Below are 16,842 nucleotides of genomic sequence, written 5' to 3'. Positions count from 1 at the left end.
TAGTGAAAAAATATTTCCAAAATGAAAGAGATACAGAAGGTTTATTTAAAAAACAGTCGTATGTCCTCTTCCGAAAACAATATAGCGGTATTGACTAGTGCCAAATGGGAATATGCTTGAGGAAAATTCCCCAGTTGCTCCTTGGTTTCAAAATCAATGTCTTCACTGAAAAGTCCCAAGTGATTTGAATTATGAAGCATTTCCTCAAACAGACTACGTGCTTCTTCTTTTTCTCCAATGACATAAAGAGCACGAATGAGCCAGAACGTACAAATAGTAAAGGCGGAAGAGGGAAGTCCGAAATCATCATGAGATTTATAACGGTACATCAACCCTTTGTAAAGTAACGCATTCTTTATCGCTTGCACAGTTTTATGGTAGCGTATGTCTCTCGGATCGATAAATCCGTACGGTTCCATTAACAACAAGGACGCATCAAGGTCGGAATTACCGTAGGTTTGCGAGAAACTTTGCATCTCTTCTTTCCAACCGTTTTTCATGACATTTTCTTTGATTACGGTCGCTTCTTCCGACCAACGTCTCCGGTATGTCGGTTTGTTTAATAAATCTGCAATACGAGCTCCCCTGTCTAATGCGACCCAGCACATAACTTTGGAGGAAACAAAATGCTGTCCTTTTCCTCTAATTTCCCAAATGCCTTTGTCTGGTTTTTTCCAGTCAATCATCACATTCGTCAGGATACTTTTTACCATTTCCCACATATCTTCCACCTCGTCCAATGTACCGGGCATCAAACGATAGTATTGGTAGATCAGGTCCATTAAATAGCCGAACGAGTCATTTTGAAGCTGGTGGTAAGCATCATTACCGATCCGAACGGGTCGTGAGTTCTTATAACCGGAAAGATGTCCCAGAATAACTTCCGTCAATTTTCTTTCTCCGCGAATACCGTACATGATCTGGTAAGTATCGTGTTGAGAAACAAAAGTAGACTGGACAAATCTCATGAACCGCCTTGCGGCTTCCACATGGCCTATCTGGAACAAAGTTTCAATGGACATGGAGGCGTCGCGCAGCCAACAAAAACGATAATCCCAGTTACGGACTTCTCCGATCGTTTCCGGTAGGCTAGTTGTTATGGCCGCCAATACGGCTCCATTATAAAAAGACATCAATTTTAAAACTAGGAGACTTCGCTCAATGACATCGTTATAGACCGTAAACTTCTTGGTTCGGTCAGTCCAATTCAACCAATAAACCAGCGTCCGGCAGTATTCCAGTTTCTCACGCTCAATGTTGACAGGTATTACTTTCTCGTTATATGAAAGTAGCAAGAACTCGTCCTTAGCCAGTACGATTTCTTTCTGTTCCAAGATGTTGTGCAAAGGTAGTGAGGAATAAAGATATTGCCTATCTTTGCTGTTAGAAGTAGAGTAGGTCTCTATATATTCCGAGGTCGTGTTGAAAATTGTCTTTCCACGGGCATAGTCCGGAGCCGGCTCATAGTTGATTTTAAAACGGGGAGTACCTTTGATTCTGCGGATATATCGGTAGATCTCTGCCGGACGATAACAATTGCTCGCATCGCTCAGATGGTAACAAGGCATGAAATCTACAACGGCAAATTCATTTTCTTCTGATACGAAGTTGGTCGAAAGAATATTTGTATGAGGAACATACGATTGCGATATTTGATAATCCGGAGAAACCTCGAAGCCGAAATATCCCCCTTTCTCCCGATCGAGCAATGATGCAAAGATGGAAGGTGAGTCGAAGTTAGGGAAACATAACCAATCTATACTGCCTTTATCCGAAATCAAAGCCGCAGTGCAGCAATTTCCTATTACTCCGTAATTTAACTTGTCCATAAAAATTATTTTTTATTTGTCCACAATCCTTTAAAAAAATCAACGGTGGCTTTCAGTTGACCTTTTATGCTTTTGGAAGTCGTTCCGTAACTAACACCTTCACCCGACAGTTTTTCCAAAAAAGGCAATACTTCTTCCTGCGAGGACAGATTGTATTTGGCTTTTTCAGATACAATTCCAACTTTAACTGTTATGGCGGATACTGGAAGAGCCCGGAACATATCCTCATCCGTCGTGTCATCTCCCATTGCTAGTATAAAATCATAGCGGGAAGCCAATAATAGGCGAGCTACTTCCGAACCTTTTGTGCATTCTGGAGATTTTATTTCCACGACTTTGTTGCCCTGCATGATTTGTAATCCCTTTTTCAGGCAAACAGGCATTATAGCCTTTGTTAGCTGTTGCGCTCTCAGCTCTCCCAGCCAGGCGTCCGATTCTCTATAATGCCAGGCAAGAGCAGCTTCTTTTGTCTCAAGATGAGAGTACGGGGTTTTGCTTACAAACAAATTTAGAATAAACAATAGCTCCGAATCCCACTCTCGATTGCCTATGTTTTTATGCCATGCGCCTTTTTCCTTGTAAAATGCACCATGCTCGGCGGCAAAAGACAGAGGAAGATCTCCCAGCCATTTCTCCAATGTATAGTGGTCCCGCCCGCTATTAATGGTTACATGATTCCGAGAGTCAGAACAAAAACGCTGTAACAGGTCTCGTAATGCAGGTGTTGGAACTGCATCTTCCGGATGATTTTTGAATGCAGTTAATGTTCCGTCGTAATCCAGCAAAATCAAGCGCTTTTTCGCTTGGTCATATAATGTTTTGATTTCGTTCTGGTCTTGTGCGGAGATCTTTTTCTTTTGTAATCGTTTGTTTTTCTCTGCGGTCTGCCGCCATTCTCTCATGAAATCCGCAGCCCATTTGTTTACGGTTTGAACCGAAAGGATGGCTTGCATTCGCTGAAGCCTTTCTCTTTGTTCCTCCAATGGCATTTTCAATGCACGGCAAATGGCTTGTTCGATCTGGTCCGTGTCGTTTGGATTAATCAATAAAGCATCAGACAATTCAACCGAAGCACCGGCCATTTCACTTAAAATGAGTACCCCCGGATTATCTTGTTTGGTAGCGACATACTCTTTTGCCACAAGATTCATACCATCGCGCAAAGGGGTTACCAAGGCTATATCGGCAACATAATACATCGCTACTAATTCCTCAAAAGAGAAACCGTGATAAAAATAACATACCGGAGTCCAATTCATGGTAGAGTAAGTTCCATTGATAGAACCGATCTCCTCGTCTATTTTGGTTTTCAATTCGGCATAACTGCCTACATGGTCGCGAGAGGGGACGATAACCATCGCCAATGTCACTTTCCCGTGATATTCCGGATGATTTTTCAAAAAAGAGGCGAATCCGTAAAGACGGTGCAATATTCCTTTGCTGTAATCCAGTCGGTCTACCGATATGATTAACTTATGATCTCCAAATAGAAGTCGTGTTTTCTCTACTGCGTGGTGGACTTTGTCATCAGCTATCACATTGTGATAAAGATCATAGTTTATCCCCATCGGTAATGCATCCACACGGGTTACACGATCATTCATTTGAACTTCATCCAGATTGAAATTCTTATGAAGGATGCGTTCCGTCGCACTGATGAAATGACGCATATAATCGTGAATGTGAAAAGCGACAAAGTCGGCTCCCAAAAGTCCGTTCAGGATCTCGACCCTTTCGGGCAGAATCCGGAAAAGTTCATGTGAAGGGAACGGAATATGGTGGAAATACCCGATATGAAGGTTGGGAAACTTCTCACGGAGCATGCCCGGCAACAGCATTAACTGATAGTCCTGTACCCAAACCCAATCATTAGGTTCAACTATCCGAGATATCTCTTCACAAAAAACAGCATTGACTTCCCTATATGATTCCCAAAAGTTCTTTTTATATAACGTATAAGCAAAAAAGTAATGACAGAGGGGCCATAGGGTACTGTTGCTATATCCTTCGTAGTAATTTTCATACTGCCTGTCGGATAAGAATACCGGATGATAATTATTTTTTTCCAATTGACTGCAAATGTCATCTTTTTCCGTCTTTTGTTCTACGCAGACGCCAGGCCAACCAATCCAATGTTTTTCACAATCAACGTCCAATGACTTCAAACCTGTAGCCAGCCCTCCTTCGCTCCGTGAAAAAACAAATTTTCCATCGGAGGAACGTGTAACTTTTACAGGCAACCTATTCGAAATGATAAATAATCTCATATTTGAAATATTATATACAACACAAAGCAAAATCCATACCAATTTGTATTTGTCATTGATAAACAGATGTTTGCAAATAGGGAAGCCTAAGTAATATTACCAAAATGAAAAAGTGTTTTTCATTTTAGTTGTTTTTTTTACTTTCAATTTAGAATTGATATTTTTAATCTATTGATATATAGTGATTTATGTTTATTGTTCTTAAATTGGTCTGATTTTGGCATTATCTTTATCAGTTTAGATTTCCGAAGAAAGTATCATTAATATTCATCTTCGGTTGTCTGCTATAAGAAACAATGTAGAACAACAAAGAAACAAAATGGTATTTTTTATTTATCAGTTAGGCTCGCTTGCCTCTGTATGGGCAATCAGCAATTTAATAAAAAAAGATGTTCCTCAAAGGATCAAAAACAAGATTATCGTTCTGTTACTAGTAACAAGCTGGATTGGTGTTTTGGGGTATTTTTTCATTTTGAAAAACAGGATTGAAAAATGGTGGCCTTGCAAGAAGTACTTGGTTGCTCATAGAAGGATATGAGTTTCATATTATATATTATTGCAATTAAAGTTGTTTTATGTGTACCAAAATCTTTTTCTCCATTCATTCTGTAAAGACTTGAATTGTTTTTTTCTTTTTGAGCCGTGGATATAATTTATTCACGGCTTATTTAAAGGATTTGATTTCAAAAATTAGGATACAAATGGAAAAGAATATGCGGATGAAATTTTTAAAGCAACGGATAACGGTAATATTACTGTTAGTGGCTAGCGTATGTATATGTGGTAGCATCAATGAATTCTATGTCTTCGAAAATGATTATTATTTTAAATATCTGCTGAATACTTTTACAGGAATCATCCTTTTGACAGGAATTGCCTATTTATGCTATCCTCAAAAGAAGACAAATCAGAAAAATGAATTGGTGCTGAATGAATACAAACTGGTGTATGAAACGGAGTCTACCGCATCGCAATATTTTATTTCTGATACAGAAGCTTGGAACACATTAAGAAAACAATTGAAAACAACAGCTCAAGGACATGCTATTTTATATATCAGCGAAAGTTGCGAATTGCCTATAATCAATAACATGATTTTAGCTAAAAAGAGAAATTTCGATTGTTGGAAGCCTGCCTGTGCAGGGCAGATATCTAAAGATTTTGGTGAGATTTAAAGTGATCATAAAAAATATATGGCAGCCATAAAACGATGTCCATGGAAAGGAAATGTCAATTATCTGAAAATACGGGGAATAATATTGAATTGGACCTAGTCAGCGTTGAAAAGCACCACATTCAGAAAGTTCTCCAACATACTAACGGATACAAACCCGAAGCTGCTCGTCCTCTTGGGATAGCCTTAACCACACTTTATAGGAAGATGGAAGCCTATGGACTATAATGTGGAACACTTTGTTCTTGCATACCCGGTAGGTTTACCTAAAACAGGCAGCTTGCGTTTTTTATATACCTTTTCAAAATGAAAATATCTTTTTCCTTTTGAAAAGGATTGAGCATATTACATAATAATATTATTTTTTGATTATATAACTGATAAACAATGTATTGTGCAAGAACTCGATTTTTTGGCACAGCTTTGGCATATAGTAGGGTGGAAAACAAATAAATAGTATTAACAATTAAAAAAGACAAGTATGGAAGATACGTTATCATTTTTGTTCTTGTGTGCTACCGGTGTAGCATGCTATTGGTTTTTCTTCAAGTGTGTGGACTGGTTTGAGAAAATTTAATGTAAGAAAGGAGAATTAAATTATGTTTTTAGCACTGTTTATACTTTGCTTATTGATCTTCGGGTATTTGATGTATGTCCTAATTAAGCCCGAAAAGTTTTAATGGTAATTAGTTTTTTTAAGTGAAAAGATGAATACAGAAATTTTAGGTGTAGCATTGCAGATATTGCTGCTGCTGGTTATCAGTTACCCGCTGGGAAAGCATATCGCCAAGGTGTATAAGGAGGGAAACGACTGCATGCGTTTCATGGCTCCAATTGAAAGATTTATTTACAAGTTGGCGGGTATCAACCCCAATGAAGAGATGGATTGGAAGGCATTCTTGAAATCTCTGCTTATTATAAACGTATTTTGGTTCTTCTGGGGTATGATCCTGTTGGTATCGCAAGGATATCTTCCTTTGAATCCTGATGGGAACAGCGGACAAAGTCCAGATTTGGCGTTCAACACGTGTATTAGTTTCATGGTTAACTGTAACTTGCAGCACTATAGCGGAGAAAGCGGTTTGACTTATTTTACACAGTTGTTCGTCATCATGTTGTTCCAGTTCATCACTGCTGCAACAGGTATGGCTGCCATGGCTGGAATTATGAAGTCGATGGCCGCCAAAACAACTAAAACAATCGGCAACTTCTGGCACTATTTAGTGATCAGCTGTACACGTATCCTTTTCCCGATGTCTCTGATCGTGGGGTTCATCCTGATCATACAAGGTACGCCGATGGGCTTTGACTCCAAAATGACAATCCCGACATTGGAAGGAGCTGAACAAACTGTTTCACAAGGTCCTACAGCTGCAATCGTTCCGATTAAACAGTTAGGTACGAATGGTGGTGGTTACTTCGGAGTAAACTCTTCTCACCCATTGGAAAACCCGACTTACCTGACCAATATTGTAGAATGTTGGTCTATTCTGATCATTCCGATGGCATTGGTATTTGCTTTGGGATTTTATCTGAAACGTAAAAAGTTAGGTTATGTGATCTATGGTGTGATGCTGTTTGCTTATCTTTTGGGGGTATTCTGTAACGTTCACTATGAGATGGCAGGTAACCCGAAAATCGACGAGATGGGTATTGACCAGTCTTGCGGTGCTATGGAAGGTAAGGAAACCCGTCTGGGTCCGGGCGCAACCGCTTTGTGGTCTGTGACTACGACCGTCACCTCTAATGGTTCCGTTAACGGTATGCACGACAGTACAATGCCTCTTTCTGGTATGGTGGAGATGTTGAACATGCAGATCAATACATGGTTTGGTGGTGTCGGCGTAGGTTTCATGAACTACTATGCATTCTTGATTATAGCCGTATTCATCAGCGGTTTGATGGTCGGACGTACGCCGGAATTCTTAGGTAAAAAGGTAGAAGCCCGAGAAATGAAGATTGCAACGATCGTTTCGTTGGCTCACCCATTCGTGATTTTGATCTTTACGGCTATCTCTTCCTACGTATGGGTATATGCCCCTGAATTCGTAGAGAGCGAGGGTGGCTGGTTGAACAACCCCGGTTTCCATGGTTTCAGTGAAATGTTATATGAATATACTTCTTCTTCTGCTAACAACGGTTCCGGTTTTGAAGGATTAGGCGACAATACCTATTTCTGGAACTACACTTGCGGTTTGGCACTGATCATTTCACGTTATTTGCCAATTGTCGGACAGGTAGCTATTGCAGGTCTTTTGGCAAACAAGAAGTACACTCCGGAAAGTGCGGGTACATTAAAGACTGATACGGTTACATTCGGTGTGATGACATTCTGCGTAATCGTCATCGTTGCTGCCTTGTCATTCTTCCCGGCACAAACATTAGGCCCGATCGCCGAATATTTTAGTATTTACTAATTGACAGATTAAGAAGATGAGAAATAACAAAACTGCTTCTTTATTTCCAAAGGAGCTCGTTATAGAAAGTTTGAAGCAATCATTCGTTAAGTTGAATCCGCGGATGATGTTCCGTAACCCGATCATGTTTATCGTGGAGGTGGTGACGTTCGTCATGTTGTTTGTTACGATTTGGGCTGCTGCCACCGGTGATACAACGCAAGGATCTTTCGGTTACAATATCTTAGTGTTTATTGTATTGTTCGCCACGTTGCTTTTCGCCAACTTCGCAGAGGCGATTGCAGAGGCACGAGGCAAGGCTCAGGCCGACAGTTTGCGTAAGACCCGGGAAGAAACTCCTGCCAAATTGTGTGTCGGTAACAAGATCGAAACGGTCAGTTCTTCTCAGTTGAAGAAAGGCGACATCTTTATTTGTGAAGCCGGCGACACGATTCCTTCCGATGGTGAAATTATCGAAGGTCTGGCTTCTATCGATGAAAGCGCCATCACAGGTGAATCTGCTCCGGTGATCCGTGAAGCGGGTGGAGATAAGAGTTCTGTAACAGGCGGTACGAAAGTATTGTCCGACCAGATCAAGGTGAAAGTGACGACCGAACCGGGTGAAAGTTTCTTGGATAAGATGATCGCCTTGGTGGAAGGCGCTTCTCGCCAGAAAACTCCGAACGAAATCGCCTTGACAATCTTGCTGGCAGGTTTTACATTGGTATTCGTTGTTGTTTGCGGTACCTTGAAGCCGTTTGCTGATTATTCCAACACGACGATTACGATCGCGGCCTTTATCTCTTTGTTCGTTTGTTTGATCCCGACTACGATCGGTGGTTTGTTATCTGCCATCGGTATTGCCGGTATGGATCGTGCGTTGTCTGCTAATGTGATCACCAAATCCGGTAAGGCGGTTGAAACAGCCGGTGACATTGATACTTTGCTGCTCGACAAGACCGGTACGATCACGATCGGTAACCGTAAAGCAACCCAGTTCTATCCGGTATCCGGCATTGACGAACACTCTTTTGTACAAGCTTGTCTACTGTCCTCTCTTTCTGACGATACACCCGAAGGTAAGTCAATCGTGGAACTGGGACGTGAAAAAGGTGTACGTGTACATGATCTGAATACATCCGGATCAAAGATGATCAAGTTTACGGCAGAAACTAAATGTTCAGGGGTGGATTTGGCAAACGGTACTCGCATCCGTAAAGGAGCTTTTGATGCTATTCGTAAGATGAGTGAGGCTGCCGGCAACAAATATCCGAAAGAGGTGGCCGATTTGGTTCAGAAGATCACGAGTAACGGCGGTACTCCGCTGGTTGTTTCACAGGATGATTTCATCATCGGTGTGATCGAATTACAGGATATCATCAAACCGGGGATTCAAGAACGTTTTGAACGTTTGCGTAAGATGGGTGTGAAGACGGTAATGGTAACCGGTGATAACCCGTTGACCGCAAAATATATCGCTGAAAAAGCTGGTGTAGACGATTATATCGCCGAAGCCAAACCGGAAGACAAGATGAACTATATCCGTAAGGAACAGGAAAACGGTAAGCTGGTCGCCATGATGGGGGACGGTACGAACGATGCCCCGGCCTTGGCTCAGGCAAACGTTGGTGTCGCAATGAACAGTGGTACGCAGGCTGCCAAGGAAGCTGGTAATATGGTTGATTTGGACAACGACCCAACGAAACTGATCGAGATTGTCGAAATCGGTAAACAGTTGCTGATGACTCGCGGTACGCTGACTACTTTCAGTATCGCTAACGACGTGGCCAAGTATTTCGCTATCGTACCAGCTCTGTTCATGGTTACGATCCCGGCATTGGCCCCGATGAACATCATGCACCTGCACAGTCCGGAATCAGCGATCCTAAGTGCGATCATCTTTAATGCGATCATCATCCCGATTCTGATCCCTCTGGCATTACGTGGTGTGGCTTATAAACCGATTGGTGCTTCCGCATTGCTTCGTCGCAACTTGCTGATCTACGGTTTGGGCGGTGTAATTGCCCCGTTCATTGGTATCAAGTTGATAGATATGATTGTAAGTTTATTCATGTAAAAGTAAAATCAATATTAAAAACCTTCCTCCCTCTGTATGAAGATAGGAGGAAGGTTAAAAAAATAAAACAATAATTCATTATGATATCAAATCTTTTTAAATCATTAAGACTGACAATTGCATTTTGTTTGTTCTTCAGTGTTTTCTACATTTTCGTTTTGTGGTTGTTTGCCCAAGTGGCAGGACCGAATAAGGGTAATGCCGAACTGGTTACATTGAATGGAAAAGTAGTGGGGGCCGCCAATATTGGTCAGAATTTCACGCAAGATATTTATTTCTGGGGACGTCCTTCCCATGCCGGTGACGGTTACGATGCATCCAGTTCGGCAGGTAGTAACAAGGGACCTTCCAATGAAGAACATTTAGCTTTGTTGGAAGAACGTATTGATACATTCTTGGTTCATCATCCTTACCTAACCCGTGAAAAAGTTCCGGCTGAAATCATCACGGCCAGCAGTTCCGGTTTGGATCCCCATATCTCACCGAAAGCCGCTTATGCACAGGCCAAACGTGTAGCGGACGCTCGTGGATGGTCGGAAGAAAAGGTAATGGGTATCGTCAATTCTCATGTTGAGAAACCGTTATTGGGTATGTTCGGAACGGAGAAAATAAATGTATTGAAATTAAATGTTGCGCTTGATCAAGCATCAAATAACAAATAACAAATTTTTAATAAGTCAATTAGATTTAGGTTATGAAATCATTCGTAAAAAAAGTAGCAGCCTTGGCAGTTGTATTCTCAATGGCATCTTCTACGTTGGCTAATGCACAGGAAGAGGATGGTAAAGTAAGTTTTTCTGTACAGGGAGATTTGGTAAGTTCCTATATTTGGCGTGGTTTCTACCAGACTGGTGCTAGCTTCCAGCCGACACTATCACTGGGGGTAGGTAATTTCTCTTTGACAGCCTGGGGATCTACCGATTTTCAGGGAGCAAACTCTACATCTATGCCTGCTGCTAAAGAGATAGATTTAACGGCAGCGTATACATTCGGATCAGCTGGTCCTACATTGTCTGTCGCTAGCTTATGGTGGGCAGGGCAAGGCTCTTGCCGTTATTTTAACTTCAAAAGCCATGAAACAGATCACCATTTTGAAGCAGGTTTGGCTTACACTTTGCCTATTGAGAAGTTACCTTTGTCTATCACTTGGAATTTCATGTTTGCCGGTCAAGACAAAGATGAAAATGGAAACCAAAACTATTCTTCTTATGTGGAGTTGAATTTTCCATTCACAGTGAAGGGCGTCGATCTGAATGCAACTTGTGGTGTTCTTCCGTATGATGCGGGAATAACTACGTATGGAGGTGATGTAAATAGTGGATTTGCAGTAACGAATGTTGCATTGAAAGCAACGAAAGATATCAAAATCACGGATTCTTTCTCATTACCTATTTTTACACAGGCAATTTGGAACCCTCGTATGGAGGATGCCCATCTTGTCTTGGGAATTTCTTTAAGACCTTGATATAATAATACGCATGGACCGAGAACAAAGTGTACAACATTTTTTAGATTTGTTGAAAAAGTCTCGTCGTGGCAATTTTAAAATCTACATCGGCATGATTGCCGGTGTAGGTAAATCGTATCGGATGCTATCAGATGCCCACCAATTACTGGAAAGCGGTATCGATGTCAAGATCGGTTATATAGAAACACATGGGCGAGTCGAGACGGAGGCATTGGTGGAAGGATTGCCTATCATCCCCCGCCGCAAGATATTTTATAAAGGAAAAGAGATCGAAGAGATGGACTTGCAGTCGATTCTCAGTATCCATCCTGAAGTTGTCATCGTTGACGAATTGGCTCATACCAATGTCGAAGGCAGTAAGAACGAAAAGCGTTGGCAGGATGTCATGGATATACTGGATGCCGGTATCAGTGTGATCACGGCGGTCAATATTCAGCATATAGAAGGACTTAACGAGATGGTGCAGGACGTGGTTGGCATTGAGGTCAAGGAACGTATTCCTGATATCGTACTGGAGCAGGCTGATGAAGTGGTCAACATAGACCTTACCGCTGACGAATTGCTGGCTCGGTTAAAAGCCGGAAAAATATACAAACCCGATAAGATACAAACAGCATTAAATAATTTCTTTAAGGCTGAACATATTCTTCAGCTTAGGGAGTTGGCATTGAAAGAGGTAGCTTTGCGGGTAGAAAAAAAAGTGGAGAATACCATTCCAGAGAATCTCGGTGTACGCCACGAAAGGTTTATGGCCTGCATCAGCAGTAATGAGAAAACTCCCCGTAAGATCATACGGAAAGTCGCACGGTTGGCAACCCGATATAATTCCAAGTTTTTTGTACTGTATGTACAAACCCCAAGAGAAAGTTCCGACAGGATTCCGTTGGCAAGTCAAAGGCATTTGCTTAACCATTTCAAGTTGGCAACGGAACTTGGAGGAGAAATCATTCAAGTGCAATCCCCACATATAACGGATGCGATCGTACAGGTTTGTAAAGAAAAGCAAATCAGTACGCTATGTATCGGACGACCAGCTTTAAAATATCCTTCCGCTATCCTTGCGATGGTTCACTATCGGAACATGTTAGAAGAGTTGGCTCAATTAGGCATTGATTTAATAATATTAGCATAAAAATCCTTCCATGAATATGAATATAAAAACAAAGTTGACTTATGGGATAGGACTTTTATTTGTCCTGATCACTTTATTAGGTGGATTGGCTATAAAAAACATTCATAATGTATCGGATGACACGCAGAATATCCTAGCGGATAATTATAATTCACTCCTTTATTCCCGTCAGATGCTCGAGTCACTGGATGCCATTCGGGAAAATCCGAATGCCCGAAAAGAGTTTGAGGCCGGGTTGGAAGCTCAGAAAAAAAATCTGACAGAGAAGGATGAAGACATACTGACTAACCGATTAAGTTCGAACTGTGAAAAGGCGTTGGATGACATGGATGATGAATCGATTCGGCAGATACGCCAGACGATTTATACCATTATGGCAGTCAATATGTCTGCCATTTATGAGAAGAATGAAGTGGCTGTCCACACGGCGGAAAGGTCTCTCTTTTGGATCTGGACGGTAGGGATCGCTTGTATCGTGATCGCCTTCCTCTTTCTGGCTCGCCTGCCACGCTCGGTCAGCGTACAGATCCGGAAATTGACGGATGGCATCAAGGAAATCACCAATGCCAATTACAGCAAACGGCTCAATTTGGGCAATGAACCGGAGTTTAAGGAAATAGCCACGTTGTTCAACGAGATGGCCGAGCGCTTGGCCGAATACAGGAACAGTTCGCTGGAAGATATCCTGCAAGGGAAAAAATATATAGAAACAATTATCAACAGCATTGCAGAACCTATCATAGGCTTGAGTAAGGAACGGAAGATTTTGTTTGTCAATGACGAGGCTTTGACTGTTTTGAATTTGACACGGGAAAACATTATCGACAAACCGGCTCCCGAAGTGGCGTTAAAAAATGATCTGCTGCGCCGTTTGATCCGCCAGTTGGTACATCCCGATGACAATAAGGATCCGTTGAAAATCTATGCGGACAACAAGGAAAGCTATTTTCAAGTAAAATACATCCCGATCAACGTTAACAGGCAGACTGGACTGGAGGGTAAGTATGTCGGGGATGTGATCCTGTTGAAGAACGTGACCGAATTTAAAGAAAAAGATATTGCAAAGACAACCTTTATTTCAACGATCTCTCATGAACTGAAGACACCGATATCGGCTATCATGATGAGCTTGGAACTGCTGGAAGACAATCGGATCGGAAAACTGAATACAGAACAGGAGAGCCTTTCCAAGAACATAAAGGAAAATAGCAACCGTTTGTTGGAGATCACTGGCGAATTGTTGAAGATGTCACAGGTAGAAAGCGGTAAGCTCTACCTGAATCCGAAGATTACCAAACCGATCGAACTGATCGACTATGCCATCAAGGCGAACCGGGTACAGGCCGAGCGTTTTAACTGTCAGATCGAAGTGGAGTATCCTGAAAAGATCACCAAATTGTTTGTCGACAGCGAGAAAATTGCTTGGGTTGTGACCAACCTGTTATCGAACGCCATCCGTTATTCGTCGGAGAACGGACGGATTATCATCGGTGCACGACAGATCGACAAAGCCGTCGAGATCTATGTCAAGGACTTCGGAAAGGGCATTGACTCGCGTTACCACGAAAGTATTTTCGACCACTATTTCCGTGTGCCGGGAACAAAAGTACAAGGTAGCGGTTTGGGACTTGCCATCAGCAAGGACTTTGTGGAAGCTCATGGTGGTACGATCCGTATCGAAAGCGAAGTCGGTAAAGGTAGCACGTTCGTGATCAGATTCAATGTATAAAAAGTAAAATCAAAAATCAGATAGTCTAATGAAAGTATTAAAATTTGGTGGTACTTCAGTCGGTTCTGCCCAGCGGATCAAGAATGTCGCATCAATCATTTGCGATCAGGAACAGAAAATAGTAGTACTCTCTGCCATGGCAGGGACAACAAACTCTTTAGTGGAGATATCTGAGTGTTTCCATAAGAAAGATCCGGGAAAAGCCAATGCGATCCTTTCTGCTTTGGAACAAGCTTATGTCAATCATATAGAAGAATTATACCAAAGCGATACCTACAAAGAAAGGGCCATGCAATACATGCTTGAACGGTCTCAACATGTCTGGTCTTTCTCTAATATGCCTTTCAGCATGTTCGATGAAAAGGAAATCTTGGCGCAGGGTGAGCTAATATCAACCTTTCTGATGACCTGCTATCTGGAAGAATAAGGAGTGAAGGTAGTTTTATTGCCTGCGTTGAACTTCATGCGAATTACAATGGACAATGAACCGGACATGGAATATATCGCTAAACACCTAAATACACTTTTGGAGCAAAACAAAGAGGCAGAAATATATATTACGCAAGGTTTCATCTGCCGGAATGCTTACGGCAGCATTGACAACTTGGAAAGAGGAGGAAGCGATTACACCGCCTCTCTAATTGGAGCGGCTATCCAAGCAGAAGAGATACAGATATGGACGGATATTGACGGGATGCACAACAACGATCCACGGTTTGTCAATGACACCGCTCCTGTTAGGCAGTTGAACTTCGACGAAGCCGCTAAGTTGGCACATTTCGGTGCCAAGATACTACATCCGACTTGCATCCTGCCTGCCAAGGAAAAGAACATACCGGTACGCCTCTTGAACGCATTGCAGCCAAATGCGTCGGGTACATTGATCTCGAATACGGTGGAAAAGGGTACGATCAAAGCTGTTGCCGCCAAAGACAACATCACGTATGTCAAGATCAAGTCGCTCCATACGATACCGACACCTCATTTTCTGAGCATCGTGTTTGATACGTTCTATAATTACAATACGCCGGTGGACATGGTGACCACTTCCGATATCGGGGTTTCCGTAACGATTGATGATGACAAGCATATAGACGAGATTGTGGGTGTATTACGGAAATACGCAACGATTACAGTCGAAAAGAATATGGTGATTGTTTGTGTTGTTGGTGACCTAGAATGGCAAAATGTCGGTTTTGAGGCACGCATCATCAATGCATTGAAAGATATTCCCGTACGGATGATTTCATACGGCGGAAGTAGTAGTAATGTATCGTTGGTGATGAAAGCGGAAGATAAAGTGCATGCTTTGAAGGCGCTTAGTGAACACTTGTTTTCCGTATCAGACAAACCTGTGTTATCATCCGTTTCTTAAAAGAAAATTAAGATTAATAGTTGAGCATATTTGTTTTTTGATTTGTTTTAGAAATGAAGCAGAAGCAGTCTTTTTTTGTAGAGACTGCTTCTATTTTTCGGTAATAAACAATGAAAATTCTTCTGTGTATTGACAGGTGGAAAATTTGGTATAAACTGTCCCCCCATTGTCCTATCTAAAGAGTTCCCCAAAATCCAATTTAAATTGCCCCACCCAAAAAACATTAAAAGAGTTACAGAATCAGTTCATAATTCTACATTAATCTATTAAATAGACAAAACAGATAGTATTCCCAATAAATCAATCAGCATGAACAAGATTTGTCAAGGAGGTGTGCGACTTGTTTGTCATGGGAAGCTCCGGTACAGGAAAGAGCTACATTGCCACAGCCTTGGGATACAGAGTCTGCCAGAAAGGATTGAAAGTGCTGTATGCCAATACTTCCAGACTTTTAGGGCAGTTGAAGGCCACCAAGGTAAAAGGTAGCATCCTGTAGGAGCTGAAAAAGATAGAAAGGACGGATATGCTTATACAGGATGATTTCGGCTTGCAACCGTTGGACAACGGAAGCAGAATGCATCTGATGGACATCATCGAAGACCGATATGGTAAGAAATCAACACTGATTACATCACAATTGCCGGTCAAAGACAAGTATGATGTCATCGGCAAGGAGACAATAGCCGGCGCAGTCATGTACAGAATAACTCACCAAGCCGCAAGAATTGAGCTACACGGAGAGTCCATACGCAAAATTTGCAGGAAGAAATGAATGACTATATTGGCTGTAAATAAAAATTATAAACCCAGCACAAATAGAGAACTAATAAGCTGATTATGTGATGATTTTTTGTGTTTTAGGAAAAATAAATCGGGGGTCAATTTAAGTTGGACATTGGGGATCTGTTTCATTGGAGTTTCCAAGTTGTCGTTATACTCCTTGAACACATTGTATAATGTTTTGAAAGTTTCGTCCTTTCCCTAATAGCGGTTTACTATGGCACGTGCGGAGACAATCTTTTCCTCCAATTCCAAGTCTTGGTAAATCTGATAGAATTTCACACGCAGAGGTACTTTCCCGTTTTTAACGGTTTACTACGCTTGATGAAGAACAACACGCTGAATATTTCTCTTTCCATACAGCTCAATTTTTAATGATACAAAATTAGGAAATCGAACCGAGAACCCGGTTATGTAAAATAGATCAACGTGCTGTAAAAAAACGAAGTAGCACTTGTGCTGTGTAACATTTTAGGCTTTCTAAAACCGTCCCCCGAATAAGGATGTATAGTTTGCTTTAGTCCCACTTATTTTACCTATTCTTGAAAATGAAAAATCCCTAAACTTCTTTGAAATTCAGGGATTTACATCGTTTTTCTTTCTTAAAAAGTGGTG

Annotated in this window: 11 protein-coding genes and 3 pseudogenes; 11 read left to right on the top strand and 3 right to left on the bottom strand. The window is 41.6% G+C overall.

Features of this window, described 5'->3' with window-relative positions; all coding sequences use genetic code 11:
• Positions 1–41: 41 nt before the first annotated feature.
• Both DWY79_RS20125 and DWY79_RS20120 read right to left on the bottom strand, forming a co-directional pair.
• Positions 42–1,829, bottom strand: a complete 1,788-nt coding sequence (locus tag DWY79_RS20125; protein ID WP_122143959.1) for a glycoside hydrolase family 15 protein — start codon at positions 1,827–1,829, stop codon at positions 42–44.
• A 5-nt stretch (positions 1,830–1,834) separates the two neighbouring features.
• Entirely contained in the window at positions 1,835–4,096 is a 2,262-nt protein-coding gene (locus tag DWY79_RS20120) for a bifunctional alpha,alpha-trehalose-phosphate synthase (UDP-forming)/trehalose-phosphatase (protein ID WP_121961336.1), read from the bottom strand.
• Positions 4,097–4,797: 701 nt separating this feature from the next.
• Between DWY79_RS20120 and DWY79_RS20110 the strand changes: the two genes are divergently transcribed.
• The 11 genes and pseudogenes from DWY79_RS20110 (at position 4,798) to DWY79_RS23155 (ending at position 16,219) form a co-directional block, all read left to right on the top strand.
• Positions 4,798–5,271: a hypothetical protein gene (locus DWY79_RS20110; protein WP_122370207.1), complete on the top strand. Its 474-nt coding sequence runs from the start codon at positions 4,798–4,800 to the stop codon at positions 5,269–5,271.
• A 35-nt stretch (positions 5,272–5,306) separates the two neighbouring features.
• Positions 5,307–5,498: a helix-turn-helix domain-containing protein gene (locus DWY79_RS23435; protein WP_009017080.1), complete on the top strand. Its 192-nt coding sequence runs from the start codon at positions 5,307–5,309 to the stop codon at positions 5,496–5,498.
• A 371-nt stretch (positions 5,499–5,869) separates the two neighbouring features.
• Complete coding sequence (locus DWY79_RS23430) at positions 5,870–5,950, top strand: potassium-transporting ATPase subunit F (protein WP_080504992.1); 81 nt, start codon at positions 5,870–5,872, stop codon at positions 5,948–5,950.
• Between the two features lie 27 nt (positions 5,951–5,977).
• Positions 5,978–7,687: a potassium-transporting ATPase subunit KdpA gene (gene kdpA, locus DWY79_RS20095; protein ID WP_121773181.1), complete on the top strand. Its 1,710-nt coding sequence runs from the start codon at positions 5,978–5,980 to the stop codon at positions 7,685–7,687.
• Positions 7,688–7,703: 16 nt separating this feature from the next.
• A complete protein-coding gene (gene kdpB / locus DWY79_RS20090; RefSeq protein WP_005868612.1) occupies positions 7,704–9,743 on the top strand; it encodes a potassium-transporting ATPase subunit KdpB in 2,040 nt (679 codons plus the stop codon).
• Between the two features lie 80 nt (positions 9,744–9,823).
• Positions 9,824–10,405, top strand: coding sequence for a K(+)-transporting ATPase subunit C (locus tag DWY79_RS20085; RefSeq protein WP_122370205.1), 582 nt, complete (start codon positions 9,824–9,826; stop codon positions 10,403–10,405).
• A gap of 32 nt (positions 10,406–10,437) precedes the next feature.
• Positions 10,438–11,208, top strand: coding sequence for a hypothetical protein (locus DWY79_RS20080; RefSeq protein WP_005868608.1), 771 nt, complete (start codon positions 10,438–10,440; stop codon positions 11,206–11,208).
• A 13-nt stretch (positions 11,209–11,221) separates the two neighbouring features.
• A complete protein-coding gene (locus tag DWY79_RS20075) occupies positions 11,222–12,343 on the top strand; it encodes a sensor protein KdpD (protein ID WP_005868607.1) in 1,122 nt (373 codons plus the stop codon).
• 10 nt (positions 12,344–12,353) lie between these two features.
• Entirely contained in the window at positions 12,354–14,072 is a 1,719-nt protein-coding gene (locus DWY79_RS20070; RefSeq protein WP_005868605.1) for an ATP-binding protein, read from the top strand.
• A gap of 28 nt (positions 14,073–14,100) precedes the next feature.
• Positions 14,101–15,447, top strand: a pseudogene (locus DWY79_RS20065) (aspartate kinase).
• 331 nt (positions 15,448–15,778) lie between these two features.
• Positions 15,779–16,219: pseudogene (locus tag DWY79_RS23155) on the top strand (ATP-binding protein).
• A 212-nt stretch (positions 16,220–16,431) separates the two neighbouring features.
• Here DWY79_RS23155 and DWY79_RS23150 read toward each other — a convergent pair.
• Positions 16,432–16,586 (bottom strand): annotated as a pseudogene (locus tag DWY79_RS23150) (site-specific integrase); the annotation flags it as partial.
• Between the last annotated feature and the right edge of the window lie 256 nt (positions 16,587–16,842).

It is taken from the genome of Parabacteroides sp. AF27-14 (genome assembly GCF_003635425.1).
GTDB lineage: Bacteria > Bacteroidota > Bacteroidia > Bacteroidales > Tannerellaceae > Parabacteroides > Parabacteroides distasonis.
Note: the sequence above shows the minus strand (reverse complement) of the source record. Positions and strands in the feature narration are given on the sequence as shown.

Coding starts and splice junctions, on each gene's coding strand:
- DWY79_RS20125 (WP_122143959.1), bottom strand. CDS start 1,829: ATGGACAAGTTAAATTACGGAGTAATAGGAAATTGCTGCACTGCGGCT.
- kdpA (WP_121773181.1), top strand. CDS start 5,978: ATGAATACAGAAATTTTAGGTGTAGCATTGCAGATATTGCTGCTGCTG.
- DWY79_RS20085 (WP_122370205.1), top strand. CDS start 9,824: ATGATATCAAATCTTTTTAAATCATTAAGACTGACAATTGCATTTTGT.
- DWY79_RS20080 (WP_005868608.1), top strand. CDS start 10,438: ATGAAATCATTCGTAAAAAAAGTAGCAGCCTTGGCAGTTGTATTCTCA.
- kdpB (WP_005868612.1), top strand. CDS start 7,704: ATGAGAAATAACAAAACTGCTTCTTTATTTCCAAAGGAGCTCGTTATA.
- DWY79_RS23430 (WP_080504992.1), top strand. CDS start 5,870: ATGTTTTTAGCACTGTTTATACTTTGCTTATTGATCTTCGGGTATTTG.
- DWY79_RS20075 (WP_005868607.1), top strand. CDS start 11,222: ATGGACCGAGAACAAAGTGTACAACATTTTTTAGATTTGTTGAAAAAG.
- DWY79_RS20070 (WP_005868605.1), top strand. CDS start 12,354: ATGAATATGAATATAAAAACAAAGTTGACTTATGGGATAGGACTTTTA.
- DWY79_RS20120 (WP_121961336.1), bottom strand. CDS start 4,096: ATGAGATTATTTATCATTTCGAATAGGTTGCCTGTAAAAGTTACACGT.
- DWY79_RS23435 (WP_009017080.1), top strand. CDS start 5,307: ATGTCCATGGAAAGGAAATGTCAATTATCTGAAAATACGGGGAATAAT.
- DWY79_RS20110 (WP_122370207.1), top strand. CDS start 4,798: ATGGAAAAGAATATGCGGATGAAATTTTTAAAGCAACGGATAACGGTA.